18 protein-coding genes and 1 pseudogene are annotated in these 25268 nt (G+C 70.9%); 7 read left to right on the top strand and 12 right to left on the bottom strand.

Annotated elements, in window-relative coordinates; translation table 11 throughout:
• Positions 1 to 208: 208 nt before the first annotated feature.
• Both AABA78_RS06550 and AABA78_RS06545 read right to left on the bottom strand, forming a co-directional pair.
• A complete protein-coding gene (locus AABA78_RS06550; RefSeq protein ID WP_338262111.1) occupies positions 209 to 1321 on the bottom strand; it encodes an ArsA family ATPase in 1113 nt (370 codons plus the stop codon).
• Positions 1318 to 2238: an ArsA family ATPase gene (locus AABA78_RS06545; protein ID WP_338262110.1), complete on the bottom strand. Its 921-nt coding sequence runs from the start codon at positions 2236 to 2238 to the stop codon at positions 1318 to 1320. The genes AABA78_RS06550 and AABA78_RS06545 overlap by 4 nt, the downstream gene beginning before the upstream one ends.
• A 197-nt stretch (positions 2239 to 2435) precedes the next feature.
• Here AABA78_RS06545 and AABA78_RS06540 point away from each other — a divergent pair, with 197 nt between their 5' ends.
• Both AABA78_RS06540 and AABA78_RS06535 read left to right on the top strand, forming a co-directional pair.
• On the top strand, positions 2436 to 2744 hold the full coding sequence (locus tag AABA78_RS06540; protein WP_338262109.1) for a hypothetical protein: 309 nt from the start codon (positions 2436 to 2438) through the stop codon (positions 2742 to 2744).
• Between the two features lie 31 nt (positions 2745 to 2775).
• Positions 2776 to 3582 (top strand): ParA family protein, encoded by an 807-nt coding sequence (locus AABA78_RS06535; RefSeq protein WP_338262108.1) that lies wholly within the window; start codon positions 2776 to 2778, stop codon positions 3580 to 3582.
• Positions 3583 to 3640: 58 nt separating this feature from the next.
• On the opposite strand, the gene AABA78_RS06530 is transcribed toward AABA78_RS06535, so the two are convergent.
• Positions 3641 to 4312, bottom strand: a complete 672-nt coding sequence (locus AABA78_RS06530) for a polyhydroxyalkanoate synthesis regulator DNA-binding domain-containing protein (RefSeq protein WP_338262107.1) — start codon at positions 4310 to 4312, stop codon at positions 3641 to 3643.
• A gap of 168 nt (positions 4313 to 4480) precedes the next feature.
• Between AABA78_RS06530 and AABA78_RS39185 the strand changes: the two are divergent.
• Positions 4481 to 4579 (top strand): annotated as a pseudogene (locus tag AABA78_RS39185) (zinc-ribbon domain-containing protein); the annotation flags it as partial.
• A gap of 143 nt (positions 4580 to 4722) precedes the next feature.
• Here the strand turns inward: AABA78_RS39185 and AABA78_RS06525 are convergent.
• Positions 4723 to 4932 (bottom strand): hypothetical protein, encoded by a 210-nt coding sequence (locus AABA78_RS06525; protein WP_244982034.1) that lies wholly within the window; start codon positions 4930 to 4932, stop codon positions 4723 to 4725.
• Between the two features lie 766 nt (positions 4933 to 5698).
• On the opposite strand from AABA78_RS06525, the gene AABA78_RS06520 reads away from it, so the two are divergent.
• Together AABA78_RS06520 and AABA78_RS06515 are read left to right on the top strand one after the other, a co-directional pair.
• On the top strand, positions 5699 to 6847 hold the full coding sequence (locus tag AABA78_RS06520; RefSeq protein ID WP_338262106.1) for a hypothetical protein: 1149 nt from the start codon (positions 5699 to 5701) through the stop codon (positions 6845 to 6847).
• A 6-nt stretch (positions 6848 to 6853) separates the two neighbouring features.
• Positions 6854 to 7645 (top strand): hypothetical protein, encoded by a 792-nt coding sequence (locus AABA78_RS06515; RefSeq protein ID WP_171418298.1) that lies wholly within the window; start codon positions 6854 to 6856, stop codon positions 7643 to 7645.
• On the opposite strand, the gene AABA78_RS06510 is transcribed toward AABA78_RS06515, so the two are convergent.
• Complete coding sequence (locus tag AABA78_RS06510) at positions 7642 to 7866, bottom strand: twin-arginine translocase TatA/TatE family subunit (protein WP_338262104.1); 225 nt, start codon at positions 7864 to 7866, stop codon at positions 7642 to 7644. The two genes, AABA78_RS06515 and AABA78_RS06510, sit on opposite strands and share 4 nt — an antisense overlap.
• A gap of 117 nt (positions 7867 to 7983) precedes the next feature.
• On the opposite strand from AABA78_RS06510, the gene AABA78_RS06505 reads away from it, so the two are divergent.
• Entirely contained in the window at positions 7984 to 8700 is a 717-nt protein-coding gene (locus AABA78_RS06505) for a glycerophosphodiester phosphodiesterase (protein WP_338262103.1), read from the top strand.
• Here the strand turns inward: AABA78_RS06505 and AABA78_RS06500 are convergent, their stop codons facing one another.
• The 3 genes from AABA78_RS06500 to AABA78_RS06490 all read right to left on the bottom strand — a co-directional run bounded on the left by AABA78_RS06500 (position 8701) and on the right by AABA78_RS06490 (position 14106).
• Positions 8701 to 9609 carry a hypothetical protein gene (locus AABA78_RS06500; protein WP_338262102.1) on the bottom strand — a complete coding sequence of 303 codons (909 nt, stop codon included), beginning with the start codon at positions 9607 to 9609 and terminating at the stop codon, positions 8701 to 8703.
• Between the two features lie 191 nt (positions 9610 to 9800).
• Entirely contained in the window at positions 9801 to 13049 is a 3249-nt protein-coding gene (locus tag AABA78_RS06495) for an MXAN_5808 family serine peptidase (RefSeq protein ID WP_338262101.1), read from the bottom strand.
• Positions 13050 to 13266: 217 nt separating this feature from the next.
• The gene (locus tag AABA78_RS06490) at positions 13267 to 14106 is read right to left on the bottom strand and encodes an EI24 domain-containing protein (RefSeq protein ID WP_338262100.1); all 840 of its coding nucleotides are present in this window, start codon (positions 14104 to 14106) and stop codon (positions 13267 to 13269) included.
• Between the two features lie 59 nt (positions 14107 to 14165).
• Between AABA78_RS06490 and AABA78_RS06485 the strand changes: the two genes are divergently transcribed.
• On the top strand, positions 14166 to 15515 hold the full coding sequence (locus AABA78_RS06485) for a glutamate--cysteine ligase (protein WP_338262099.1): 1350 nt from the start codon (positions 14166 to 14168) through the stop codon (positions 15513 to 15515).
• Between the two features lie 52 nt (positions 15516 to 15567).
• On the opposite strand, the gene AABA78_RS06480 is transcribed toward AABA78_RS06485, so the two are convergent.
• From AABA78_RS06480 to alaS, 4 genes are all read right to left on the bottom strand, one after another.
• The gene (locus tag AABA78_RS06480; protein ID WP_338262098.1) at positions 15568 to 16191 is read right to left on the bottom strand and encodes a hypothetical protein; all 624 of its coding nucleotides are present in this window, start codon (positions 16189 to 16191) and stop codon (positions 15568 to 15570) included.
• 104 nt (positions 16192 to 16295) lie between these two features.
• A complete protein-coding gene (locus AABA78_RS06475; RefSeq protein ID WP_338262097.1) occupies positions 16296 to 21764 on the bottom strand; it encodes a TIGR02266 family protein in 5469 nt (1822 codons plus the stop codon).
• Positions 21761 to 22429 (bottom strand): DUF4352 domain-containing protein, encoded by a 669-nt coding sequence (locus tag AABA78_RS06470; RefSeq protein WP_338262096.1) that lies wholly within the window; start codon positions 22427 to 22429, stop codon positions 21761 to 21763. The genes AABA78_RS06475 and AABA78_RS06470 overlap by 4 nt, the downstream gene beginning before the upstream one ends.
• On the bottom strand, positions 22426 to 25119 hold the full coding sequence (gene alaS, locus AABA78_RS06465; protein ID WP_338262095.1) for an alanine--tRNA ligase: 2694 nt from the start codon (positions 25117 to 25119) through the stop codon (positions 22426 to 22428). The genes AABA78_RS06470 and alaS overlap by 4 nt, the downstream gene beginning before the upstream one ends.
• Between the last annotated feature and the right edge of the window lie 149 nt (positions 25120 to 25268).

Below are 25268 nucleotides of genomic sequence, written 5' to 3'. Positions count from 1 at the left end.
TCCCGTCCGGACGCCCGCGTCACCCGGCGTGGTCCCGGACATCGACACCCCGGAGACCCGACAGGTTCCCCGGATGGCTTCAAGCGCCCGCTACTCTAATGCGGGCGGGGCTCCGGTGCTCTGTCGCCCGCCTGCCCGGCATGAACGGCCGCGCGCGCCGGATATGCCCGGCGCTGGCGGCGTGTCACCTGAGGGTGGGGGAGGGCCCTCAGGCGAGGACGTCGTCGCCCAGGAGGTAGCGGCCGGTGCCCCACAGCGCGGTGAGGTCGTGCACGTCCAGCCCGAAGCGGGGCACCTGGATGAGGGGCGTGCCCGGGCAGGCCGCGCGCAGCTGCGCCATGCCCTCCAGGTCCTGCTGTGCCAGCACCTGGGTCTCGCGCAGCGTCTCCTCCACCTTCGCGCGCCGGGTGGGCGTCAGCGTGGCCGCGTCCGCCCACTGCGCGGGGGTGGGCATGGGGTGCACGCGGTTCACCACGATGGCCGTCATCTCCATGCGGTTCTGCCCGAGCAGCTTGTGGAAGTGGATGGCCTCGTCCAGCCGCTCCGGGTTGGGGCTCGTCACCAGCACGAACCCCGTCGTCTTGTCCTCCAACAGCTCGCGCACGCCGCGGGCGCGCTCGCGGAAGCCCTCGTTCATGGAGGAGAGCGTCACCATGAAGGAGGACAGCTCCTGGAGCATCTCCGTGCCGGTGAAGCGCGACAGCGCGCGCGTCACGTAGCTGCCGCCCAGGTTGAAGAGGGACAGGCCCACCTTGCCCGCCTTCAGCGCGGGCGTGAGGAGCCACTTGGCCGCTTCGTTGTCCAGGAAGTCCAGCACCCGGTTGGGCGCGTCCAGGAAGTCCAGCGCGTGCGCGGTGGGCGGCGTGTCCAGCACCACCAGCTCGTAGTCCGTGCTGCGGCGCAGGTCCCAGACCTTCTCCATGGCGATGTATTCCTGGCTGCCCGCCAGGGCCGTGGAGAGGGACTGGTAGAAGCGGTTGGCGAAGATGCGCTCGCGCTGCTCCGGCGGGGCCACGCGGGTGATGAGGTCGTCCCAGGTGGCCTTCATGTCCAGCATCATCGCGTGCAGGGCGGCCTTGGGCTTCACGCCCAGCGGCTCCAGCACCGACGCGGGGACCTCCGCCTCCGTGTTGCCCAGGCCGGACAGGCCCAGGGAGTTGGCCAGGCGCTTCGCCGGGTCGATGGTGCACACGATGCTGGGGCGGCCATCCACCGCCGCGCGCAGCGCGAGCGTCGCCGCCACCGTCGTCTTGCCCACGCCACCGGAGCCCACGCAGATGAGCACGCGCTTGTTCGCGAGCGCCGCTTGCAGCGCCGTCATGCTCCCGCGCCTCCCTTCACCATCGCGTCCAGGTGCCCCATCACCGTCTCCACCGCGTCGCGTCCGAAGCGCGGCACGAACAGCCTGGGCACCGTGTACACCGGCGCGTGGAGGTTGCGCTCCAGCTTCGTGCCCGCGAGCACCGCCTGCGACGCCCGGTCATGGTGCGCCTGGGCCACGCGCAGGAGGTCCGGGTGGCCGGAGAGCGCCTCCAGGTCCGCCTCCGTGAAGCGCAGGGGGAAGGCCTGGTTGAGCACCGCCGCGTGCGTGCGGATGTGCACCCGGTCCCGCAGCGCGCCGTGCAGCTCCAGCGCCTCGTTCACCGGCATCTCCTCCGGCAGCGCCACCAGCACCGCGGCGGTGACGGAGGGGTCCACCAGCAGGTCGCGCATCTTCATCGCCTCGCGCGTCATGGGCCCCGGCGGCACCGTCTGCAGCAGCACCTGCGGCACGCTCAGGAAGGAGATGGCGTGGCCGGTGGCGGGCGCGTCCAGCACCACCGTGTCGTACTTCCAGCGGCCGTCCGGCAGCTTCTCCTGGAGGTGGAACATGATCTTCCCCAGCAGCACCAGCTCCTGGAGCGACGGGATGAAGCGCAGGAAGTAGCGCACCAGTCGGTTCTCGAAGACCGTCTTGTAGAGGGTCTCGAAGCGCAGGACCATCAGGCCGTACTCGCGCATGGCCTCCTGGGGGCGCACGTTCACCGCCCAGAGGTTCTCCTCCAGCAGCTTCACCTCCGGGCCCGCTTCGGGCAGCTCCAGGAAGCGGCTGACGCGCTCCTGGGTGTTCACTTCACACACCAGGGTGCGCCGGCCGGCGCGCACCGAGGCGAGGGCCAGGGCGGCGGCGACGGTCGTCTTCCCCACGCCCCCCTTGCCAGAGACGATCCACAGGCGTTTGTCGAGCAGTCCGGCCATAGAGGGCGCGCGAACCGTAGGGATGGCCCCCCGGAGAGTCAACGAGAGTCCACGAGGAGAAATCCCCATTGTTCCCCTGCTTGACACGTCGCGTTGGCCCCTCCCAGAGTGCGGCGTCCTCTTCCTGACGTCCCGCCTGTCCCGCCGGCCAAGTCGCTTGGACCGGGAGTGGGCCGGACCTGAACGGTTCCAAGACCATGCTCAAGAACAACCCGGTGATGAAGAAGCTCGTGGAGACGGGCGAGGAGCGCGTGGGCAAGCTCGCGCAGCAGCTGCTCTCCAACGAGAAGTTCGTGGCGGCGGTGCAGGGGCTGGTGTCCCGCTCGCTCGCGGCGAAGGGCACGCTGGACTCCGCGCTGCGCACGGCGCTGTCGGCCATGAACCTGCCGTCCACGGCGGACCTGGAGCAGCTGCGCTCGAAGGTGGACGACCTGGAGCGGCTGCTCGCGTCCGTCGAGGGCAAGGTGGACACGCTCGTGTCGAACACGTCCTCGAAGAAGAAGTAGGGCGCGCGTCTTCCGCTTCCCCGGAGGAGCCATGCGGCGCATCGCGTTCATCAACGAGAAGGGCGGCACCTGCAAGACGACGCTCGCGGTGAACACCGCCGCGTGGCTCGCGCTCGAGCAGCGCCGCCGCGTGCTGCTGGTGGACCTGGACACGCAGGGCCACGCGGGCAAGTCACTGGGGGTGGACGTGCGCACGCTGCCGCGCAACGTCTTCCACCTGCTCACCGACAGGGAGGTGTCGCTGTCTTCCGTGGTGCGGCCCACGGGCGTGAGCGGGCTGGACGTGCTGCCTGCGTACAGGGAGATGGCGGAGTTCCCGGTCGTGGTGGCGCAGGACCCTCGGCGCGCGCACCGGCTGGCGGACCGGATGCAGGAGGCGGAAGCCGCGGGCTATGACGTGGTGCTGTTCGACGCGCCTCCGTCCATGGGGCTCACCACGCGCAACATCCTGGTGGCGGCCACGGAGGTGGTGGTGCCGGTGGCGCTGACGTACCTGGCGCTGGACGGGTGCGCGGAGCTGGCGGAGACGGTGCGCCAGGTGGGCGAGGCGGAGGGGCGCACGGACCTGCGCGTCACCAAGGTGGTGCCCACGCTGTACCGCAAGACGGCGCTGGCCACGGCCATCCTGGAGCGCCTGCGCGCGTACTTCCCCGGCGCGCTCGCCGCCACGCCGCTGGGCTACAGCGTCAAGGTGGACGAGGCGCAGAGCCACGGGAAGACCATCTGGGAGTACGCGCCCCGGAGCCCGGGGGCGCGGATGCTCGCGGCCATCGCGGCGGAGATCGACGGCGGCTCTACTCCGACGAAGCGCAAGCGGACCGCGGCGAAGGTGGCCTGAGCGGCGGCGCCCGCTTCCTCGCGGGCGCCACGTGCCTTCAGCCGCACCGGCGCTTGCTTCAGGACGCGCTGGTGTCCTTCTTGTCGCCCTTCTCCACGGCGTCGAGCTTCTTCTCCAGCTCCTCCAGCCGCTGAGAGAGCGCCTGCATGTCGCGGCCCAGGGCGGGGAGGTTGCCGGTGAGGTTCTCCACCACCTGCTTCACGCGCTCGTCGATGCGGCGCTGGAAGTCCTCGAAGGCGCGCTGGCTGGCCTTGAGCAGCTCCGCCGGGTTGAGGCTCGCGGCGTTGCCCTCCGCCTGGGGCGCGGGCGTGGCGGCGGCCGCCTCCGGGGTGGCCTCCTGGGGGCTGCCGTCCTCGCGGCGCAGCAGCTTGTCCAGCCGCTGCTCTGCCTCCTCGCGGATGGAGGCCACGCGCGGCGTGACCTCCTTCTGGATGAACCCGGAGATGGACTCGCCGGGGTGGCGGATGATCTCCCGCAGCACCGACAGCGGCATCTGGTTCTTCTTCTTCTCCTCCTCGAAGATGATCTGCGCGAGGGTGACGGAGGTCAGGTCTTCCTTCGTGCGGTTGTCGACAATCCGCACCTCGGTGCCCTCCTTGATCATCGCGGCGATCTCATCGAGCGTGACGTACCGGCTCTCCACGGTGTCGTAGAGTTTCCGGTTCGTGTAGCGCTTGATGATCTTCGGCTCCTTGTTGCTGGGAGCGTTTGCTTGCTCGGCCTCGCTCATGTCTGTCGTCTCCGACCCCGGCTGCGCCTTGGCATTTACTGGTTTACTACCTGATTTCCAAAGGGGCGAACCTCGTATCAAAGGGGTTGGAAGCGAGCAAGTTGCCCGGGTCCGACTCGCCGTGGTTGGCGGGTGGGCCTATGCTTCGACTCCCCCCGACCCGACCCCATGATCGTCCAGTGTGAACAGTGCCAGACGCGGTTCAAGATCCCCGACGAGAAGGTGACGGAAAAAGGGGTGAAGGTCCGCTGCACCAAATGCCAGAACACCTTCCGGGTGGCGCGTGAGCCCGCGCCCGCGCTGAGCGCCCCCTCGCCAGCCGTCCCCCCGGCCGGGCAGGCGGACCCGTTCCAGGCATTCGGAGACGCCCCGGAGCCCACCGGGGAGGTCACCCGGCCCGGGTCCGCGTACTACGCGCCCGGCGCGCCCGCGGTGAAGACCCCGGTGAAGACCTGGGGTGACGTGGACGTGGACATCGACGTGGACACGGGAGGGGCGACGATGCCGTTCGACCCGCCCACGTCGTCCCCGGGCATCGCGGCCCGGCGGCCCGCGGCCCCGCTGCCGTCGCCCACGAACCTGTCCGGGCTGGACCTGGAGGACCCGTTCGCGGACTTCATGTCGGATGCGCCCGCGCCCGCCGCTCCGGTGGCGGCTCCCCGGCCCGTGGCCTCTCCTCCGTCGGGGACCTTCCGCGCGGTGCCTCCGGGGGCCTTCGCGCCTCCCGCGGCCCGGGCCGCTCCTCCCGGGGCGTTCGCCGTGGCTCCCACGGGCGCGGCCCGTCCGGCCGCCGTGGCTCCGGGTGGACCTTCCGCGCCGGTCTCCCGTCAGGCCGTGCCGCCTCCGGGGCCTGTGTCCGGTGGAGCACGGCCGCCGGCCGTCGTCGGCCAGGGCGTGGGTGCGCCGGCTTCTGACTTTGGCAGCGTGGATGATCCGTCGTTCCTGGGCCTGGATGACTTCCCCGGGACCGATTCGTCCGCGATGGGGCTCGGGGCTGCTCCGGGTGCCGTTGCGCCCAGGGGGCCGGCTGCGTCCACTCTGGGTCCAGCGGCCTCTGCGTCGGGTTCGGGACCTGCCATGGCGCGCACCGCTCCGGGGGCTGTGGCTCCTTCCGGGACGGGCGCTGCTCCGGGGCGCGCTCCCATGCCTTCGGCTCCCGGCGCCTCCGCGGCCGGGAGCGTGGGGGCTGCTCCGGCACGCGCTGCCATGCCGCCGACTCCCGGAGCCCCTGCGGCCGGAGGCGCGGCGCGCGCGGGCATGCCGCCGACTCCTGGAGCCCCTGCTGCTGGAGGGGCGGTACGCGCATCCATGCCGCCGACTCCTGGCGCCCCTGCGGCCGTGAGCGGGGCTCCGGCGCGTACCGCTGCTCGCCCGGGTGGCGCGCCCGTGGCATCCCCGGGCCTTGCCGCCGCGGGTTCGACGGAGCTCGCGCCGGATCCGCTCTTCGACTTCGCCATGGACGCTCCCGCGGCTCCGGACGCGGGGTCGCTGCGCCATGCCGCGAACGTCGCCGTCGCGCCCTCACCGAGCGGCGCCACGGCGGTGGGGCCGGTGGTGCCCTCGCCGGGCTTCGAGAGCGACGACCCGTTCGCGTCCATCGACGTGGCCGCTCCGGCCCCGGACCCGGACCTGTCCGCCGCGCCCATGATGGACTCCGGCGCGGCTCCGGATCCGATGGGCGACCTGTTCGACTTCTCCGGCGCGGGTGCTTCCGGCGAGGAGGGGATGGCCCCCACGGACACCGGCCGCGCCGCGCTCCTGGGAGACGTGCCTGCGGAGGCTGGCGCGGACGAGCCCGGTGGCATCTCCCTGCTGGGCGACGTGCCCGTCTACGACGACGGCGATCCGTTCAAGATCACCACGCCGCGCCGCGAGGTGGTGGACCTGGCCAACATGCGCGGCGGCCCCGCCGTCACCGTGGCCAAGCCGTCCGCCCGGATGGAGGACGTGGGCATGCCCCAGCGCCGGCTGCCCGGCCGCGCGCGGAAGGTGACGGGGCTGGTCCTCAACCTCGCCATCGCCACCGTGCTGGTGGTGGCCCTGGGCGCGCTGGGCACCGTGTACCTGCGCGACGGCAAGGTGGACCCCTCCACGCTGTCCCCGGACCGGCTGCGCACGCTGGTGCTGCCCGCGTCCCGCCCGTTCATCGCGAGCGACGTGTCCAACGGCCTCTACGAGACGCGCGACGGTCGCATGCTCTTCGTCGTGCGCGGAGAGGCGGAGAACCGCAGCGGTGCCGCCGCCGCCGTGCGCGTGCGCGCCGCCCTGTTCGACGGCGACCAGCGGGTGCGCTCGGCGGAGGGGCTCGCGGGCGCGCTCGCCACGCCGGAGGAACTCCACGCGGTCACCACCCGCGAGGCCGCCACCGCGCTCCGCCAGCGCATGGACGCCGCCGCCCTCCCGGTGCCCCCAGGCGGCAAGGTGCCCTTCCTGGTGATGCTCCAGGAGTTCCCCGCCGACCTCTCCGGCTTCCGGCTGGAGGTGACGCTGGAGCCCGTCCCCTCCGAACCCACCGCCGACCGCACGGGAGGCTGAGCCGTCATGCCCACGCTGGAGGAGGCCCGCGCGCTCGCGCGCAACCTGCACGCCCTGGGCGGAGGCGCCACCGTGCGCCGCAAGGCCGCCGCGCGCGAGCTGGCCCGGCGTGAGCCGTTCGACACGAACGAACTCATCGGCCACCTGCTGACGCTCTCCCGCGCCGGGCAGGCCCCCGCCACCTGCGTGCTGTCGGACTTCCTGGCCGCGTTGGATCAGGAGGCCGAGCACATCCCCCACCTGGTCGCGCTGCGGCGCATGGCCCACGTGCAGTCGCTGGAGGCGGTGGCGGACCTCTTCGCGCAAGGGCCCGCGCGCAAGGAGCTGGACGCGGACGCCGCCGCCCGCGCGGACGCGCTCGCCGCCAACCAGTCCCTGGGTCACCTGAAGCAGCAGGCCCGCCTCACGCGAGACCCGGACGTGCTGTCGCGCCTGGCCACCGTCAGCAACCCGGCCGTGCTGCGCAACGTGCTGATCAACCCGCGCCTCACCGAGGACCTGGTGGTGCGCATCGCGGCGCGCAGGCCCGCGCGTCCGGAGCCGCTCGTCGAAATCTGGAAGTCGCCGCGCTGGTCCGTGCGCCACAAGGTGCGCCGCGCGCTCGCCTTCAACCCGTACCTGCCGCCGGAGGTGGGCGCGAAGCTGGTGCCGCTGCTCACCACCGCGGACCTGCGCGAGCTGGTGGAGGACACGGGGCTGCTCCCCGCGCTGCGGCAGCAGGCCGCGCGCCTGCTCCTGGCGCCCGCGCCCGGCAGTCCGCCCGGTCCGCTGGTCCTCCCGACGGGGGAGGAGTTCTAGGAGCGGCGGTCCTTGTTGGGGCCTTCGGTGAAGTCCGCGTCGGTGTGGCCCCGGCGCGAGTGGGGCAGGTGCTTCACGTCCACCAGGTCGTCGCCGCGCGACGCCTTGCGGAACGAATAGACGAACTTCCCCACCGCGTTGCCCAACTGCCCCATCCGGGCGGCCGAGAAGACCACCAGCAGGATGAAGCCGAGGACGATGAATTCTCCGAGGCCCAGCATGCTTCCGACACTGCAATAAACCCCCCCGCGAGGCAAGTCGCGCCCGCGTCCACCCCTGGACGCCCGTCCGACGTGGACGCTGCGCCGGGGGGCCGTTCCAGCGCACACTGCGCGCCCATGCTCCTGCTCGCTCACCGTGGTGCCAGCGCCGACGCCCCCGAGAACACCCTGGAGGCCTTCGCGGAGGCCGTGCGCCAGGGCGCCGACGGCGTGGAGCTGGACGCCATGGTGTGCGGCTCCGGCGAGGTCGTGGTGTGTCACGACGAGCGCCTGGACCGCCTGGCCCATCAGCCCTGGGAGGTGCGCACCACGCCCTGGTGGAAGCTCTCCCGCGCGGACGTGGGCACGCCCCTGGGCTTTGGCCCCGCGCGCATCCCGCTGCTGGAGGAGGTGCTGGACGCGCTGCCGGAGCACTTCCTCATCAACATCGAGCTGAAGTGCGACCGCTTCGACGATGGCGGCCTGGCGGCGGGCGTGGCCCGGCTCCTGGGGGACCGCGACCTGGCGGGCCGCGTGGTGGTGTCCAGCTTCAACCCGCTGTGCCTCTTCCGGCTGGCGGCGGTGGCGCCTGGCTTGCGCCGGGGCTTCCTCATCGACCCGGACAAGCCCTGGGCGCTCCAGGCGTACGCGCTGAGCCCGCTGGTGTCCTCGCACTCGGTGCACCCCTTCCACGAGGCGTGCACGCCGGAGCGCGTGGCCGCGTGGAGGGACGCGGGCTTGAGCGTGGCGGCGTGGACGGTGGACGACCCCCAGCGCGCCCGCGAGCTGCGGGACCTGGGGGTGTCCTACCTCATCACCAACCGCCCGGGCCTCGTGCGCCAGGCCCTGCGCTGACTAGAAGTCCAGGCCCAGCGTGGTGTTGAAGGCGAAGACGGACGGCAGGTCGCGGTTGCCGGCGCCCTCCTGGTCGAAGCTGCCCAGGTTGGTGAGCGACAGCTCCGCGCCCAGCTGCAGCACGCCGCCAATGAAGCGCGCGCCCGCGTAGAAGCGCGGGGTGAGGTTGTCGCTCGCGTTCACCCGCGAGTACGGCGCGGCGTTGGTCAGCGCGTCGCGCGAGTCGTTGCCCGCCGAGTCCGCCACGCTGCGGCTGGGGTCGAAGTCCAGCGTGCGCGTGGTGGCGCTGACGAAGTTGAGGTCCAGGCCACCGTAGGGCGTCAGCGTCACCATGCCGCCCAGGGGGAACTGCTTGCCCACGCCGATGTCCAGGCCCGTGGTGGCCAGGTCCAGGTTGTGCGCGCCGAACAGCTTCGTCACGTGCAGGCGCAGGCCCACGTCCGGCAGGTAGGTGAAGCCCTCGTTGACGGCCCACTTCAGCTCGCCCGTGGCCGTCACCATGCTGCTCTTCTCGATCCAGCCCACGCGCCCGCCCAGCTCCAGCGAGAAGGGCAGGCCTTTGCGCACGTGGAGCGACGGCACCAGCATGGAGCCCGGCTGCTCCTTCTCCGTGGGCAACTGCACGTCCTCCGGCAGAGACACCACGGACAGCTCCGCGTTGAACGCGAAGCCCGAGTGCCCCGTGGTGCGCGGAGGCATCAGGTTCGCCGACGTCATCACCGCGCCGAACGTGCGCGCGAAGGCCCGGAAGTCCGCGCTGGCTTCGGCGAACTCCGTGGTGGTGATGACGGCGGTGGCGCCCCGGCGCTCGACGCCGAAACGGGAAAGGACCAGGTCGTTGTCGTCCGCATGGGCCGCGGCCCCGGAAAGCGCCGTCGCGAGCAACAGGCACCGACTGAACGTCCGCATGGGGGAATCACGCCTCCGGGACGCATGCCGGCCAAGCGGGCGCCCACCTGCGGCGGACCCTAAATCGGCCCTCGGTGAAGCGTCAACAAAACGGGCGGCCCTCCCCCAGGGAAACGCCCCCTTTCGAAGGGGGACGTCCGCTGGAAGCGAGCCGCCCGTGGGTCAGGCGGTCCGGGAGCGTGCCCGGAAGGCTACTGCTGGCGCGGCTTCACCGGCGTGGTGGCCGCGGCGGCGGGCGTCACGACCTTCTGCGCCACCTCCGCCGGACGGCGGCGGATGACCAGCGTGCGGCGGCTGGCGAACTCGCTGCTCTCGCGGGCCACCACCAGCACGTTGTTGTTGCCCTCCTTGAGCGTGAAGTCGGAGGTGAACTTCAGCGTGTTGGGCTCGCCGCCCTTGGGGTCCACGGCCTTGAAGTAGACCTTCTGGTCGTTGACCAGCACGTAGACGTCCAAGAGGCCGTTGGGGTCCTTCACCGCGCCGGAGAGGGTGAACTTGTCGCCGTTCACCACCACGCCGCCGTGAGAGGGATCCACGTCCAGCTTGATGTCCGGCGGCTGGTGCGAGGTGCTGTACGCCACCGTCTTGGGCGCCGCGGCCTTGCCGGACTTCACTTCCTTCGCGTCCTGCGTGCGCACGAAGGCGAAGCGGTCCTTCTCCAGCGCGACCTTGTAGTAGCCCTTGGTGGTGGCCTCCAGGGCCAGCGTCGCGCCCTGCGGCAGCTTCGCCACCGGCCGCGCGTCCGCGGTGGGGGAGGCGAACAGCTCCGCCTTGTCCGACAGCTTCACCAGGCCCTTCTTCGCCTCCAGCGGGGCCACGGGGCCGTCCTTCACCGGCAGCTGGAGCTTCTCCAGGACGAACTCCTCCAGGGGCTCGTCGAGGATGGCCAGCTTCAGCGGGAAGGTGTCGCCCTTGAAGCCCTTCTTCAGCGACACCTGGAAGCGCGCCGTCTTGGTCTCACCGGGCTTGATCTCCCCCAGCTTGAAGCGGCCCTTCTCGATGAAGATGTTCGCGTCGCCGCCGTTCTTGATCTGCGCGAAGGAGTCCAGCGCCGGGCCCACGCCCGTGTTGGTGACGTCCATCACCACCGTGACGTCCTCGCCGCGCTGCACGACGCCGTCGCCGTTGCAGTCGGCGCAGTCATCCACCACCTGCCAGTTGAAGGCGAACGTGGGGCGGGGCAGCTCCACGAAGGACAGCTCCGACACCAGCGTGTCGCGCAGCGGGCCGTTGTCGTCGAACAGCTTCACCTTCACGTCGTCGCGGCGGCTGGTGAGGTCCTTGGGCAGGCGCACCTGCACCTTCCAGGACTTCTTCTCACCCGGGGCCAGCGCGCCGAAGAGGAACTCGCGGCGGTCGAGGAACGCGTTGTCGCTCTCCGTCCAGCCACGCACGCGCTTGAGCGGCTCCGTGCCCTTGTTCTCCACGTGGATGACCATGTCCAGCTGGTCGCCCGCGGCGATCTTCGCGTCGTTGCCCGGGGAGAAGCTGGCGTCCAGCTGCACGTTCTTCGGCGTGGGACCGGGGCTCCAGTCCAGGCCGAGCGCGGCGATGGCGCCGTTGATGCGCTGCTCCTCCTCGTTGCGCTTCTGCTCCACGAACTGCTTGCCCTTGGCGATCTGCTCGCCGCGCTTCACGGCCGGCACCTTCAGGACGAAGTCGCGGGCGAACTGGACCTCGAAGTCCTCCTTGATCTCCTCCTGGGACTCCGCGTCCAGCTGGTCGTCCAGGTCCTCGCCCTGGCCGGCCACGTCCACGTCCAGGAGCGGATCATTCTCGCCGTGCTCCTTCTTGTCCTTGGCGCCCGGCTTGGCGGCGACCTTCTCCTTGGGCTCCTCCTTCTTGGCGGCGGCGGCCTGGGCGGCCTTCTCGTCCACCTTGAGGTACTTGAGGCTGGTGCCCGGCTTCTCGCGGTCCAGGACCTCCTCGCGCTTCTTCGCGATGGTGGCGGACTCCGGGTTGCCGAAGTGCTGATCCAGGTCCGCCTCGCCCATGGACTTGCGGGGCGCGAACACGTCCACCCGGTCCGCGGTGACGCGCGTCGGCACGAGCTGGATGTCCGGCACGATGCCGACCTCCTGGATGGAGACGTCGCCCGGGGTGAGGTACTTCGCGATGGTCAGCTTGAGCGCGCTGTCGTCCGGGAAGTCGTACAGCACCTGCACGCTGCCCTTGCCGAACGTCTGGCGCCCGATGATGACCGCGCGGTCCAGGTTCTTGAGCGCGCCCGCGACGATTTCAGAGGCGGAGGCGCTGCCCGCGTTCACCAGCACCGCGATGGGGTAGTTCTCCTCGCCGTCCGTGGGGCGCGCGCGCTTCTCCTCGCGCAGCTTGTCGCTGAAGCCCACCGTCGCGACGATGGTGCCCTTGGACAGGAACGTGTCCGACACCTGGATGGCCTGCTCCAGCAGACCGCCCGGGTTGCCGCGCAGGTCCAGCACCAGGCCCTTGAAGCCGCCCTTGGCCTCCGCCTGCTTGCGGATGTCCGCCAGCGCCGACTCCAGGTCGCGCGTGGTGTTGCCCTGGAAGTTCTTCAGGCGCACGTAGCCCACGCCGCCCGCGAGCAGCTTGTGCTGCACGGACTCGATGGAAATCATGGCGCGCGCCACCGTCATGTTGCGGGGCTTGTCCCAGCCGTCGCGCTCCACGGTGATGGTGATGCGGCTGTCCACCGGACCGCGCAGCTTGGACACGGCCTCGTTGAGGTCCATGTTGACGGTGGACTCCTCACCAATCTTCTTGATGCGGTCGTCCTTCTGGATGCCGGCGCGGGCCGCGGGCGTCTTGGGCAGCACCTTCACCACGGTGAGGTTGCCCTCCTTCATCTGGATGACGAAGCCCAGGCCGCCGAACTCACCCTTGGTGGACAGCTTCATCTCCCGGTACAGCTCCGGGCGCAGCAGCACCGAGTGCGGATCCAGCGTGGAGAGCATGCCGTTGACGGCCGCGTACTCGATGTCGCGCGTCTCCTCGATGGGACGCATGTTCTTGGACAGGAAGTCGAACACGTCCTTCAGCGCGAAGGACATCTTCCACAGGGAGTCCACGTGGGAGATGTCGAACTCCTTCTGCTTGCCGTTGACGTTGACGTTGAGCTTGCCCGTCTCCGGGTTGCCGTCCACGAGCACGTCCGGGACGCTCTTCTCCACGTACTCCAGGGAGGCGATCATCATCTCCTTGGGCTTCACCCGCTTGGGGTCGACGTAGTTCTCCTTCACGTAAAGGATGACCTTCGTCAGGACGCGGAGGCTGTTGAGGTCGTGAGGTGCCTTCTCGCCCTTGTTGGCGGAAGGCAGCGCGCCGTCCCAGGAGTCCTGCCCCGCCTCCGCCGCTCCCACGGTGAGCGGGAGGGGGGCACGGTCACTGCCTGCGAATGCCCAGGCCCCCAGAAGAACGGCGACGGCGGTGATGCGGCGGAAGATACGCGGCATGCGGTTCATCCCAGCTGGGGCGCGAGGGGCGCCCCGGGTGATGCGTGAAAAGCCCTGTGAATCCGAACGGTTCGACGAGTGCCAAGGGACCTGGCAGCGGCCGGGCAAGCCTAATCACGGCTTCCAGGTGCTTCAAGGCGTGGCCTTGTCACTAGCGACCGAGAACGTCTGCCGCAGGCAATGCGTTCCCGGGCGGCCTGCATGTACGGACACCCGGCATGCCCCTTTATTTCGCTTCAGGACGTCCCCCGGACGGAGGGTTCGCCGGTCCCAGCGCATCCGGGGGCGGGGGCAGGTCCCCGGCCTCCCGCAGGCCCCGGTACAGCAGGGTGCCCCCGACGACGGCCACCGGGAGGAAGAAGGTGTTGAGGATGGGCACCCAGAGCAGCAGGTAGACGCCCGCGCCGAAGCCCAGGCAGAGGGCCCGGCGCTCGCGCAGCATGCGGCGCACCTGGGCGAAGGGGTACAGGTGACGCGTCATGGGCGCGGCCAGGTGCTCCGCCGCCATCCAGAGCATGGTCCACACGCTGGCCAGCACGGTGAACGCGAGGCTCCCCACCCCCGGCACCAGGTTCAGGGGGAGCAGCACCGCCAGCCCCAGGAAGAGCAGCGCCATGCGGGCGAGCGTGTGCAACAGCCCTGTCGTCATGCTCCGCAGGAAGGAGGCGGGGCAGAGGACGGCGTCCGCTTGCGCACACTCGGCCTCCGTGGCCTCCGACAGCGGGTCCTGCAGCGGCGTCAGCAGGAGGGGGGGCACCACGTTGGCGCCCACCACCCAGGCGACCAGCGCGCCCAGGATGAGCGCGACGGACCAGGCGGCGCGGCCGTACCAGGACTCCGGCCGGGCCCACACGGACTCCAGGAGGCCGGGGGCGTAGCGGTAGAGGAGGACGGCCAGGGCCACCAGGGCGACGGCGGTGAGCGCCGCGCACAGGCTGGACAGGAGGAAGAGGCGGCGCGAGCCGAAGATCAGCCGGAAGGCGCGGCCGAGCACCCCCACCCCCTGGAAGAAATCCGACAGACGGGGCCGCGGGGACAGGGTGGGGACGGGGGACGCAGGACGCATGGGGGCGGGGTGCTCAAATGAGGGCAAGGCCAACGGCCCCCGTTATATAGGGCGCCCTCATGTCCCTCGACCTCAAGCGCGTGGCCTCCGAGCCCCTCACCTCCACTGCCCCCCTGGTGGAAGAGCTTCGCAAAGGGGAGAAGCCCCGGGCCCAGCACCGGCTGGGGCTGGAGCACGAAAAGTTCGTCTACCCCGTGGGGTCCGCCCAACCCCCGACCTACGAGGGACCGAACGGCATCGGCGCCCTGCTGGAGCGCATCGCCCCGGGCGGCTACGAGCGCTTCCGGGAGACGCCCCAGTCGCCGGTCATCGCGCTGCAGCGTGGCATGGCGGCCATCTCCCTGGAGCCGGGCGGACAGTTCGAGCTGTCCGGCAGCCCGTTCCGCACGGCCCGGGAGGCGCACCAGGAGAACCTTCAGCACCTGAAGGAGACGAAGGCGGCGGCGTCCGAGCTGGGCCTGCGGCTGGTGGCGCTGGGCTACCGGCCGGTGGGCACGCCAGGGCCTGGGGGCGTGGAGATGCCCTGGATGCCCAAGACGCGCTACCAGGTGATGCGCCGCACGCTGCCGGAGCGCGGCCGGCTGGCGCTGAACATGATGCTGATGACGTCCACCGGGCAGGTGTCGCTGGACTGGGCGGATGAAGCGGACTGCGTGCGCAAGACGGTGGCGGTGGCGCGCCTGTCGCCGCTGCTCGTGGCGCTGTACGCGAACAGCCCCCTCGTGGAAGGCAAGCCGTCCGGTTACATGTCCTTCCGCAGCCGCGTCTGGGAAGAGGTGGACCCCACGCGGTGCGGCTACCTGCCGTCCTGGTTCGACGGCTCGTTCTCCTACAAGGCCTACGTGGACTGGGCGCTGGACGCGCCGCTCCTGTTCCTGCGCCGCGAGGGCGAGTACCGCCACCCGAAGCTCACCTTCCGCCAGCTGATGCAGGAGGGCTACGAGGGCAAGCCGCCGGACATGGGGGACTGGACGGACCACCTGTCCACGCTCTTCCCGGAGGTGCGGCTCAAGAAGGTGCTGGAGGTGCGCGGCGCGGACTGTGCCAGCGCGGCGATGACGGGGGCGCTGGGCGCGCTCTGGCGCGGCATCCTCTACGACGCGCAGGCGCTGGAGGAGGCGGAGCTGCTCTTGCCCCGGCTGACCTTCACCGAGCACCTGGCCTTCCACGACACCGCGCGCCGCGAGGGCCTGGCCGGGAAGCTGGGGCCGCGCGAGCTGCACCGGCTGGCCGGGGAGATGGTGGCCATCGCGAAGCGGGGCCTGCTGCGGTTGGACCCCGAGGACGCGCCGCTGCTCGCTCCGTTGGAGGCGGTGGCCGCGTCAGGCCGGTCGCCGGCGCAGGCGGTGCTGGACGCGTGGAAGGAAGACCCGCGTCCGGAAGTGCTGATGTCCCGCTTCGAGCTGTGAGGCTGTGAAGCCAGCCGCGTCCGCGGCGGTGTGCCGCGGACGCGACGGGGCGCTAGAAGCGGCCGCCCACGGTGAGGTTGCCGTTGAAGAGGCTGCCCTTGGCCTCGTCCGTGGTGCCGGGGATGGTGGTCAGGTCCTCGCCTCCGACGAGGCGGTAGGTGCCGCGCACGCCGGCGGACAGGTGGCCCATGCGGTATTCGATGCCCGCGGCCAGCGGCCACTCCACCTGCCAGTCATTGCCGTAGACGGGCTGTGAGCCCTGGGACGCGTGCAGGTAGCTCAAGCCGAAGCCCGCGCCCACGAAGGGGTGCCACTTGTGGTCGATGAAGGGCCCCAGCTTGGCCAGGCCCGAGCCGTTGTTGCGCCAGATGTGATTGCCGCCGAGGACGCGGGCGTCATTGATGGGGATGTTCTGGCCTTCGTAGCCGAACTCCAGGCCGATGTACTCCCACGGCTGGGCGTTGGCGGTGATGTTGAACAGCCCGCCCACGCCCGTTTCATTGCCCAGCTTGCCGGTGTAGCCGCCAAAGCCCACGCCCACGTCCAGGCCGGGCGCGAGGTCCTCATTGCTCGCGCTGTACTTGCGCGTCATCTGCGTCGCGTCCACCGCGAGCGCGGGGCCGGCCACGCAGACACCGGCCACCGCCACTCCAGCCACCATCGAAGTCATTCGCATGTCCAGGTTCCTCCTGAGGGATGTGTGGGACCTGGACTGGAAGCTGGGGCGACGGGGCCCGACAGGGTACCTGCCCGCGCGGTGGAGCCAGGAGGCCGAGGGCCTCAGCGCCGGCCGAAGAGCTTCTTCAAACCGGAAAGCAGGCCGCTCGGCCGGGCTTCCGGTTCGGTGTGGAAGGGCGAGCGGGCGATGAGGGCCTCGCGGGAGGCGTCGTCCAGGTCCTCCGTCGCGAGCACCACGGGCTGCCGCTTCGCGCCGGGCAGGGTGGCGCTGAAGGCGAGGGTGCCGTCGGTGGACAGCTCCAGGTGGACCTCCACCTCGCCGGGGCGCTCCACGGTGAGGGTGAGGGCGCCGAGCCATTCGTTCTCCACGGCGGTGGCGGCGGTGCCCTGGAAGACGGCGAGCGCCAGCGGGCCGGGGGCGGTGACGGGGATGACCAGCGTCTTGGCGGTGGGCAGGCGGGTGTTGCGCTCCAGTACGCGGCGGAAGGTGCCGGCGTCCTCGGCGATGCCGATGGGGGCGGTGAGCACCTCCGAGACGCTGGCGGCGGGCTTGCCGGTCTCCGATAGCAGCAGCGCGTGGCCGAGCAGCGCGGCACCGCGCACGACGGCGGTGCGGGCGTCCACGTCGTCGTCGCGCACGGGCACGCCCAGGCTCTCCTCCAGGCGGCGGCGCACGAGCGGCGCGCGGGACTGGCCGCCCACGAGGAGCACGGCGTCCAGGCCTTGAGGGGAGAGGGCGTTGGACTCCAGCACCTCGCGGGTGACGGAGACGACGCGCTGGGCGAGGTCGGCGGTGAGGGCCTCCACGCGCTCGCGGTCGAGCGTGGGGCCGGGGCCCGTGGGCAGGGTGACGTCCACGGAGTCCTTCGTGGAGAGGGTCTCCTTGGTGGACTCGGCGAGCGTGCGCAGGGGGCCCCAGTCGAGCGGGTGTTCGGGGCGCGGGTGGCCCTGTTCGGAGAGGTCGCTGACGAGCGCTTCCGCGATGCGGCCGTCGAAGTCCATGCCGCCCAGCGTGGGGTCACCGCCGGTGGTGACGACCTCGAGGTCGTCGCCCGTGACCTGCACGACGCAGACCTCCAGGCCGCCGCCGCCCAGGTCCACGACGAGGACGCGCTTGCGAGCCAGGCCCCGGCCGTGCGCGTACGCGAGCGCCGCGGCGGCGCTGTTGGTGAGCACGCGGGGCACGTCCAGGCCGGCCATGGTGGCGGCCTCGCGCAGGGCGGCGCGTTGGCGTTCGGTGAAGTGGGACGGGGCGCAGAGGACGGCGCGCGTCACCTTGCGGCCGAGGAACGTGGTGGCCGCCTCGCGAAGCTCGCGCAGCAGCATCGCGGTGAGGAGGGTGGGCGCCACGATGCGGCCCCCCAGCTCCACGCCCGCGTCGCCGTGGAGGTCGGTGGCGATGGGGAAGGGCAGCTGCGGGGAGAGCCAGCGCAGGTTCGGGGAGCGGGCGCGCACGCCGAGCAGGCGCTTGAGTCCGACCGCGGCGCGGCGGGGAGCGCGGGCGGCTTCGACGAGCGCGGCGGCGCCGACCTGGAGCTCCCCGGAGCTGGCCACCGCGATGACGGAGGGAATGCCCGCGCCGTCGGTGCCGGGGATGGGGATGGGCGTGGCGACGCCGTTGATGAACGCGGCGACGCGAGCGTGCGAGGTGCCCACGTCGATGCCGAGCACGACCTCCGCCGCCGCGGGAGTGGTGACGGGCACGGCGGGAGTCAGGTCGAAGAGCGTGCGGCGCCGGCTGCGCGCGGTGGTGGTGCTGCTCGGTGCATCAGCGGCGGGCGGTGGGGCGGCTTCGTCGGCGCGCGGGGCCTGTGTCGCGGCGGAGGCCTGTGACGAGGCCGCGCTGCCTGGCGCGGTGGCTTCGCTGATGCGGGAGGGCTGCTCCGTGGTCGGCGGCTGTGACGAAGCCGTGTTGCTTGGTGCCGCGGATTCATCGAGGCGGGAGGCCTGCTCCGTGGCCGGCGGTTGTGACGAAGCCGTGTTGCCTGGCGCTGCGGTTTCGTTGATGCGGGAGGCCTGCTCCGTGGCCTGCGGTTGTGACGAAGCCGAGCTGCCTGGCGCTGCGGTTTCGTTGATGCGGGAGGCCTGCTCCGTCGTGGCCTGCGGTTGTGACGAAGCCGAGCTGCCTGGCGCTGCGTTTTCGTTGATGCGGGAGGCCTGCTCCGTGGCCAGTGGCTGTGACGAAGCCGAGCTGCTTGGCGCTGCGGTTTCGTTGATGCGGGAGAGAAGCTCCTCGGTGCGCGGTTGTGGTGGAGCCGTCCTGGTGGGCTCCGTGGCTTCGCCGACTCGGGAGGACTCCTCCGTGGCCGACGGCTGTGACAATGCCGTGCCGAGTGGCGCCGTGGCTTCGCTGACGTGCGAGGACTGTTCCGTGGCCAGCGGCTGTGACGAAGCCGTGCTGACTGGAACCGTGGCTCCGGTGGCGCGGGAGAGAAGTTCCTCGGTGAGCGGTTGTGACGGAGCCGTGCTGATGGAAGCAGCAGCTTCTTTGGCGCGGGAGGGTTGCTCCTCGGTGAGCGGCTGTGACGAAGCCGTGCTGAAGGGAGCCGTAGCTTCGGTGGCGCGGGAGAGTTGCTCCTCGGTGCGCGGTTGTGACGGAGCCGTGCTGATGGAAGCGGCAGCTTCTTCGGCGCTCGGAGACCTCGTCGAGACGGGTGCTTGAGAGGGCAGTGATTCCGACGCCGTACTGTGCGGAGCGGCGACTTCGTCGGCGCTCGGAGACTCTGTCGTGGTGGATGCCCGCGCAGGGAGTTGCTCCGAGCCTGCGCTGGCCGGAGTGGCAGCTTCGTTGGCACCGGGCTCGCGCGCGGCAGCAGGCTGCGTGGCTTCTTCCGGAACCGGCTGGGACTCGATGACGGGCGAAGCGGAGGTCCCGTCCGGAACGTGGAGCGCCGCTGTTGCGCTCGGGAAGCCCTCAACCGATGGCCTCGTGTTGGATGCGAGCGCAGTCGAGGAGTCCGGGACCGTGGTGGTGGAGACCGACTGAGGCGAAGCCTCCTCGTGGCTCCCCGTGACCGGTGCTACCGGCGATGCGTACAGCGTCTCTTCGAGAGACCTGCTCGACGGAACCGGGGCGCTCGAGGAGCGCGCTTCCGCCTCGTCCGGAGTCGTGACGACGGACGACACTTCGTCTGGAGCAAAAGCGGTAGGGGGCGCCGCGCTCAGCGCCGCTTCGTCCTCTGTCGCTCGGACCCACGCCCGTTCGGATTCGGGCGAAGCGTCATCCGCAAGCGCTGCATCCGCCGCAAAGGGCTTTTCTGCTTCGGCGGCGGTCGGGTCGTTGGCCGGAGCAGGCGCCGCGGATCCGACAAGCGCCGTCCAGGCATCCTCCGTCGGCAGTTCGACCACGACGACTGTCGACGACTCGTCCTCGTCCTGCGGAGGTGCGGAGTCGGATCCAGGCGCAAGGTCCTGGTCCGCCGTGGGCTCAGCGGCGGAGGTCGTGAAGGCTGGCGAGCCGAGCACGGGCTCCGTGTCCGGCCCGTGCATCGGTTCATCGACGAGTGACGTGGAGACGTCTTCGCTCGATGCCGGCGCCGTGGCTTCGACAGCCTGCTCAAGCGCCGCGCTGAATGGATCCACGTCCTCCGACGCCGTGCCGATTTCGTGCGGAAGGGAATCCGGGTCGATGCCCCACGCGCGAAGGCGGTCGGCCTCCCGTTGGTTCGGCGTCGCAACCGGTTCCGGGGGCGGAAGCGCCTCCTCCGAGCCGCCCATCGCCTCCGCGTCTGGCGCTGCGGAGAAGGACTCCACCGCAGGAGGCGTTGCTTCAGCGTCGACTCCATCCGCGCCGGAGTTCAGTTCAGCCGTGGAGTCGCGCGCTTCAAGAGGCAACGCTGCTTCAGTGGCGACTTCCTCGGAGCCGACGTCCGCTGCCTCCCAGGAACGGAGCTCTCCCTCATGCGGCGCTGTTTCCGCCGCGAGTCCCCCCGCGTCGGAGCCCGGAGCAGCCCATGCACCATGCTCTTCCGGAGGGAGCGTCGCGTCCGCGTCACCTTCCGCCGGGTTGTGCGCCGGTTCGAACGAGGAACCGGGCACGGCCGGAGCGGGTTCCTCCTCCGGCTCCATGCTGAGGTCGACATCGAAATCGAACGATGCATCGGGCGCGGTCGCGGCCTCGGCGCGTTCCGGTTCCGCTTCGCCCAGAGTGCCCGCGAATGCCTGGTCGCCAGGCTCCTCCGGGCTGGCTTCGGAGGCCCACTCGGAATGCTCGGGAGCGTGCGGGGCTCCGAGCACGGCGTTCGGATCAAACGCCTCCACTGACGCGGGAGTGAAGTGGACTGCCGCGGATGCATCGCCCTCGTCAGGGGGCTCCGTTGCTCCCGTCTCCCGTGGAAGCGCTTCGTCCGTGCGAGGCTCCGGACCGGAGGCCTCCCACTCCGATGCCGCGGACCTTGCTTCCGTGGCGGCCTGCTCCCAGGACGCTGCTTCCGCTCGGCCGTCATCACCCTCTGAAGCAGTCGCCGCGTCCGGATTCGAATCCCATGCGGAAGCTTCGGCATCGCCGAACGACTCCGCCGCGACATTCGAGATACCGGCGGACGGCTCCTCCCAGGACGACGCTTCCGCACGGCCTTCATCGGCCGCCGCTGAACCGGACAGCGCATCCGTCCCCAAGGCCTCGGCGGTCCCAGCGGCCTCCCAGGAAGGCGCATCCGTCCCTGACTCACCCGCGTCCCCCGAGGACTCCAGCGGCGGTTGATCCGCGGGAGGCTCAGCCGGACCCGCTCCCTCCCACCCGGCCTCGACCGGAGGCGGCATCACGGCCGCGAAGGTGCCGGAAGCCGCGGGAGGCCGCGCCACGGTGGGCTCCGGCACCGTCGGCTGGACCGTGAACATCTCCTGGGTCGCCCGTTGGGCCCCTTCTCCTGGCGGATTGCGCCGCACCTTCCGCGAAAGGCCGACCTCCGGAAGGGGCGCGAGCGCCTCCTCCTCGTCGACCGGCTCCTCCGGAAAGAGCGACACCGGCTCATCCGGTTCAGCCAGGTCCGGCGCCGCGACGGCGTCGGGCACCGACACGGCCGGCAACGTCATGGACGCTTTCGGCGGCGCGGCGCGCGTCTCCGGTGCCTCGCGGGAGGCGCTCGCCGGAGGCTCCAGCGGCGCCGGAGCCGCGGGCACTACTGCCTCCGCCCCGACGCGTGCGGCGGGCCGTGACGGATTCACGGCCGGAGTCCGCCGGACGAGCCCGGGCGGCAGCGGCGCGGCCTCCGTCCTGGGCGCGGCAGGCGGCGAAGCCACTGCCTCCGTCCCGCTCCGTCGCGCGACGATGCGATCGATGAGCGCCTTGCTCACGGCATCCAGCTTGGTGAAGCGCACCGTCATCCCGGTGCGGGGACTGCCCCCTTCCGGCTGCGCCTTGGCCACCACGCCTTCACCGCGCAACAGCCGCGTGCCGTCCGCGAGGACGAACTCGAACGCCAGCCCCGTGCCCTCCGGCTTGAGCGCCTTCGTGGCCACGAAGACCCCACCGCGCCCCACGTTCGAGCCGTACCGCTCGATGAACTCCTCCTCCTCCGTGTACGGGAGTCGGATGCGCAGGGGGAGGAGCTTGGGGGCCGGCCCGGTCATCGCAAGGGGATCCGCACGTCCCCGCCGGAGCCCTGCACCACGAGCGCCAGCCCATCGTCTTGCACGGCGTCCGGCGGCACCTCGAACAGCAGCACCACTTCCGTGCGCTGCTCGGGCGCCCATGTCGTGGGCAGGGGCTTCGTGCCGGCCACCGCCTGCGCGTCACGCGCCAGCGGGTACGTCTGCCCCTTCGCGTCCGTCAGCTTCGCGCCGTCCAGCGTCAGCGGCGCGGGCATCCCGCCCACGTTCTGGGTGATGAGCTCCACGCGCAGGAACAGGTCCTCCGTCGTGAGTCCCAGCCCCACCTTGCCGGAGCCGCCCTTCACCGAGTGCGACGCCTCCAGCCCCGTCACCTTGAACGCCACCGTGTCCACGTGCACGGTGTCGTTGCGCTCGGGGAGCCGCAGCTTGCGCGGCCCGGAGTCGCCCATGCCCGCGGCCAGGCCCGCCAGCTTCGACTCCTCCGGCTCGCGCTGGGCCGGCTGGGGACGCGTGGTCACGGCGCCGCCCTGCTTCACCCGGTCCGCCTCCGCGCGCAGCTTCTGGAGCGTGCGCGCTTCGGCCTCCTGCCCCTCTTCAGGCGTGGAGGTTTCCTTCGTGCAGCCCCCCAGGAGGAGGGCCGCCGTCAGGAACGTCAGGGAGCGGGATGAAGCGCGGGGACTCACGCCGGGCTCGCGCCCTTCACCAGCTCGTAGAGCTTCTCGAGCGCCACGGGCAGCTTGTCCGCGTCCGGTCCACCGGCCTGCGCCATGTCCGGCTTGCCGCCGCCCTTGCCGCCCACTTCCTTGGCCATCTCGCGCACCAGGTTGCCCGCGCTGATGCCCTTGGCGACGAGGTCCTTCGTGGCCGCCACCAGGATGACGGCGCGGCCGTCCTTCTCACCGCCAATGGCGATGATGCCGGAGCCGATGCGGTCGCGCAGCTGATCCGCCATGCCGCGGAACACCTTGTCGTCGGCGGGGTCCACGCGGGTGGCCAGCACCTTCATGCCGTTGACCTCGCGCGCCTGGTCCATGAGGTCCTTCTGCGAGGCCGACTGCGCCTTCACCGAGACCTCCTCCACCTTGCGCTCCAGCTCCTTCACGCGCTTCTGGGTGGCCTCCACGCGGGTGGCGACCTCCTTCGGGTTCGTGCGCAAGAGCGCCGCGACCTTCTTGAGCTCGTGCTCCTGCTCGCGCACGAACTGGAGCGCGCCCACGCCCGTCACGGCCACGATGCGACGCACGCCGGAAGCGACGCCGCTCTCGCTCGTGACCTTGAACAGGCCGATGTCGCCGCTGCGCTTCACGTGCGTACCGCCGCACAGCTCCGTGGACTCCGGGTGCACGGTGACGACGCGCACCGTGTCGCCGTACTTCTCACCGAACATGGCCACGGCGCCGGACTTCTTCGCGTCGTCCAGGTTCATGACGCGCGTCTGGGCATCCGCGTTGTCGCGCACCCAGGTGTTGACCAGGTCCTCCACCTGCTCCAGCTGCTCCTGGGTGGCGGGGGAGAAGTGCGAGAAGTCGAAGCGCAGGAAGTCCGGCGCGACGACGGAGCCCGCCTGCTTCACGTGCTCGCCGAGCACGCGCTTGAGCGCCTTGTGGAGCAGGTGCGTGGCGGAGTGGTTCGCGCGGATGGACTTGCGGCGCTCCACGTCCACGGACGTCTGCACCATGTCGCCGACCTTCAGCGTGCCTTCCTTCACCTCCACGCTGTGGACGATGAGCCCCTGCACCGGGCGCTGCGCGTCCTTCACCTGCGCCACGGTCTTGCCGCCGTGCGCGACGATGCGGCCGGTGTCGCCCAGCTGGCCGCCGGACTCGCCGTAGAAGGGCGTGCGGTCCAGCACCACGTCCACCGTGGCGCCCGCGGAGACCTGCGGCACCTCCACGCCGTCCTGCACGAGCGCGATGACGCTGCCCTCGCCCTCGTGGCCCTCGCCCTCGTAGCCCAGGAACTGGGTGGGCGCGGTGCGGGCGAGGACGGTCTGGAAGACCTCCGTGGTGGACTTCTTCTCACCGTGGAAGTCCTGGCCTTCGGCTTCCTTCTCCTTGAGCTTGTTGAAGCGCTCCAGGTCCACGTCGTAGCCGCGCTCGCGCGCGATGATCTGCGTGAGGTCCCACGGGAAGCCGTAGGTGCCGTGCAGCAGGTAGACGACGTCGCCGGAGAGCATCTTGCCGCCGGAGGCCTGGAGCTTGGCCAGCTCCTCGTCCATCAGCTTGAGGCCGCGGTCGAGCGTGCGGCGGAAGCCCTCTTCCTCGTGCTTCGCGACTTCGAGGATGAAGGTGCGGCCGTCGCGCAGCTCGGGGAACGCGTCGCCCATGAGCTCGATGACGCGGTCCACGACCTTGAAGAAGAAGGGCTCCTTGATGCCCAGCTGCGTGTCACCGTGGCGGATGGCCCGGCGCATGATGCGGCGCAGGACGTAGCCGCGCGCCACGTTGGAGGGCTGGACGCCGTCGGCCACGAGGAACGCGGTGGCGCGGGCGTGGTCGGCGACGACGCGCTGGGACGCGCCGGTCTCCTGCGTGTACGGCTTGCCGCACAGCTCGCTGACGGTGGCGAGGATGCCCTGGAACAGGTCGGTGTCGTAGTTGGAGCGCTTGCCCTGCACGACGGACGCGATGCGCTCCAGGCCGGCGCCGGTGTCGATGGACGGCTTGGGTAGCGGGATGAGCGGCGCGTCCTTCTCCTTGCGTTCGAACTGCATGAACACGAGGTTCCAGATTTCGAGCCACCGGTCGCAATCACACGCGACGCCCTGGCACTTGCGGCCCGCGGCCTCTTCGACACAGGGGATGTCGTCGCCCTGGTGGTAGTGGATCTCGGAGCAGGGGCCGCACGGGCCGGTGTCGCCCATGGCCCAGAAGTTGTCCTTGTAGCCGAGCTTCAGGATGCGGTCGCGAGACACGCCCTCCTTGGCCCAGAGCTCGAAGGCCTCTTCGTCCCAGGGGATGTTGTTCTCGCCGTTGAACACGGTGACGGCGAGCCGGTCGACGGCCAGGCCCAGGCGCTTCGTCACGAACTCCCAGGCGAAGGAGATGGCTTCGGCCTTGAAGTAGTCGCCGAAGGAGAAGTTGCCGAGCATCTCGAAGAACGTGTGGTGGCGCGCGGTGTAGCCCACGTTGTCGAGGTCGTTGTGCTTGCCGCCGGCGCGCACGCACTTCTGGGACGTGGTGGCGCGGCGGTAGTCCCGCTGCTCGCGGCCGGTGAAGACGTCCTTGAACTGGACCATGCCGGCGTTGGTGAACAGTAGGGTCTGGTCGCCAACGGGCACCAGCGAGGAGGAGGCGACACGGCGGTGGGCGCGCTCCTCGAAGAACTGGAGGAACGCCTCGCGGATCTGGGAGGCGGTGAGGGCGGAAGGCATGGTGTGGGTATATGCCACAAGAGGGCCGGGCGCAGCAGTTCCTGGACGGGTCATCCCCTGGGGGACGGGGCATGTAGGCAGGGCTGACGACCGCAGGGCAGGGGAGCGGCCAGGGCCCGGCCAGGTACCCTGCTGACGACGCTTGGGGT

This window comes from Corallococcus caeni, assembly GCF_036245865.1.
In the GTDB taxonomy this organism is placed as follows: domain Bacteria; phylum Myxococcota; class Myxococcia; order Myxococcales; family Myxococcaceae; genus Corallococcus; species Corallococcus caeni.
The sequence above is the reverse complement of the archived record's forward strand: the minus strand, read 5'-3'. Positions and strand labels throughout refer to the sequence as shown.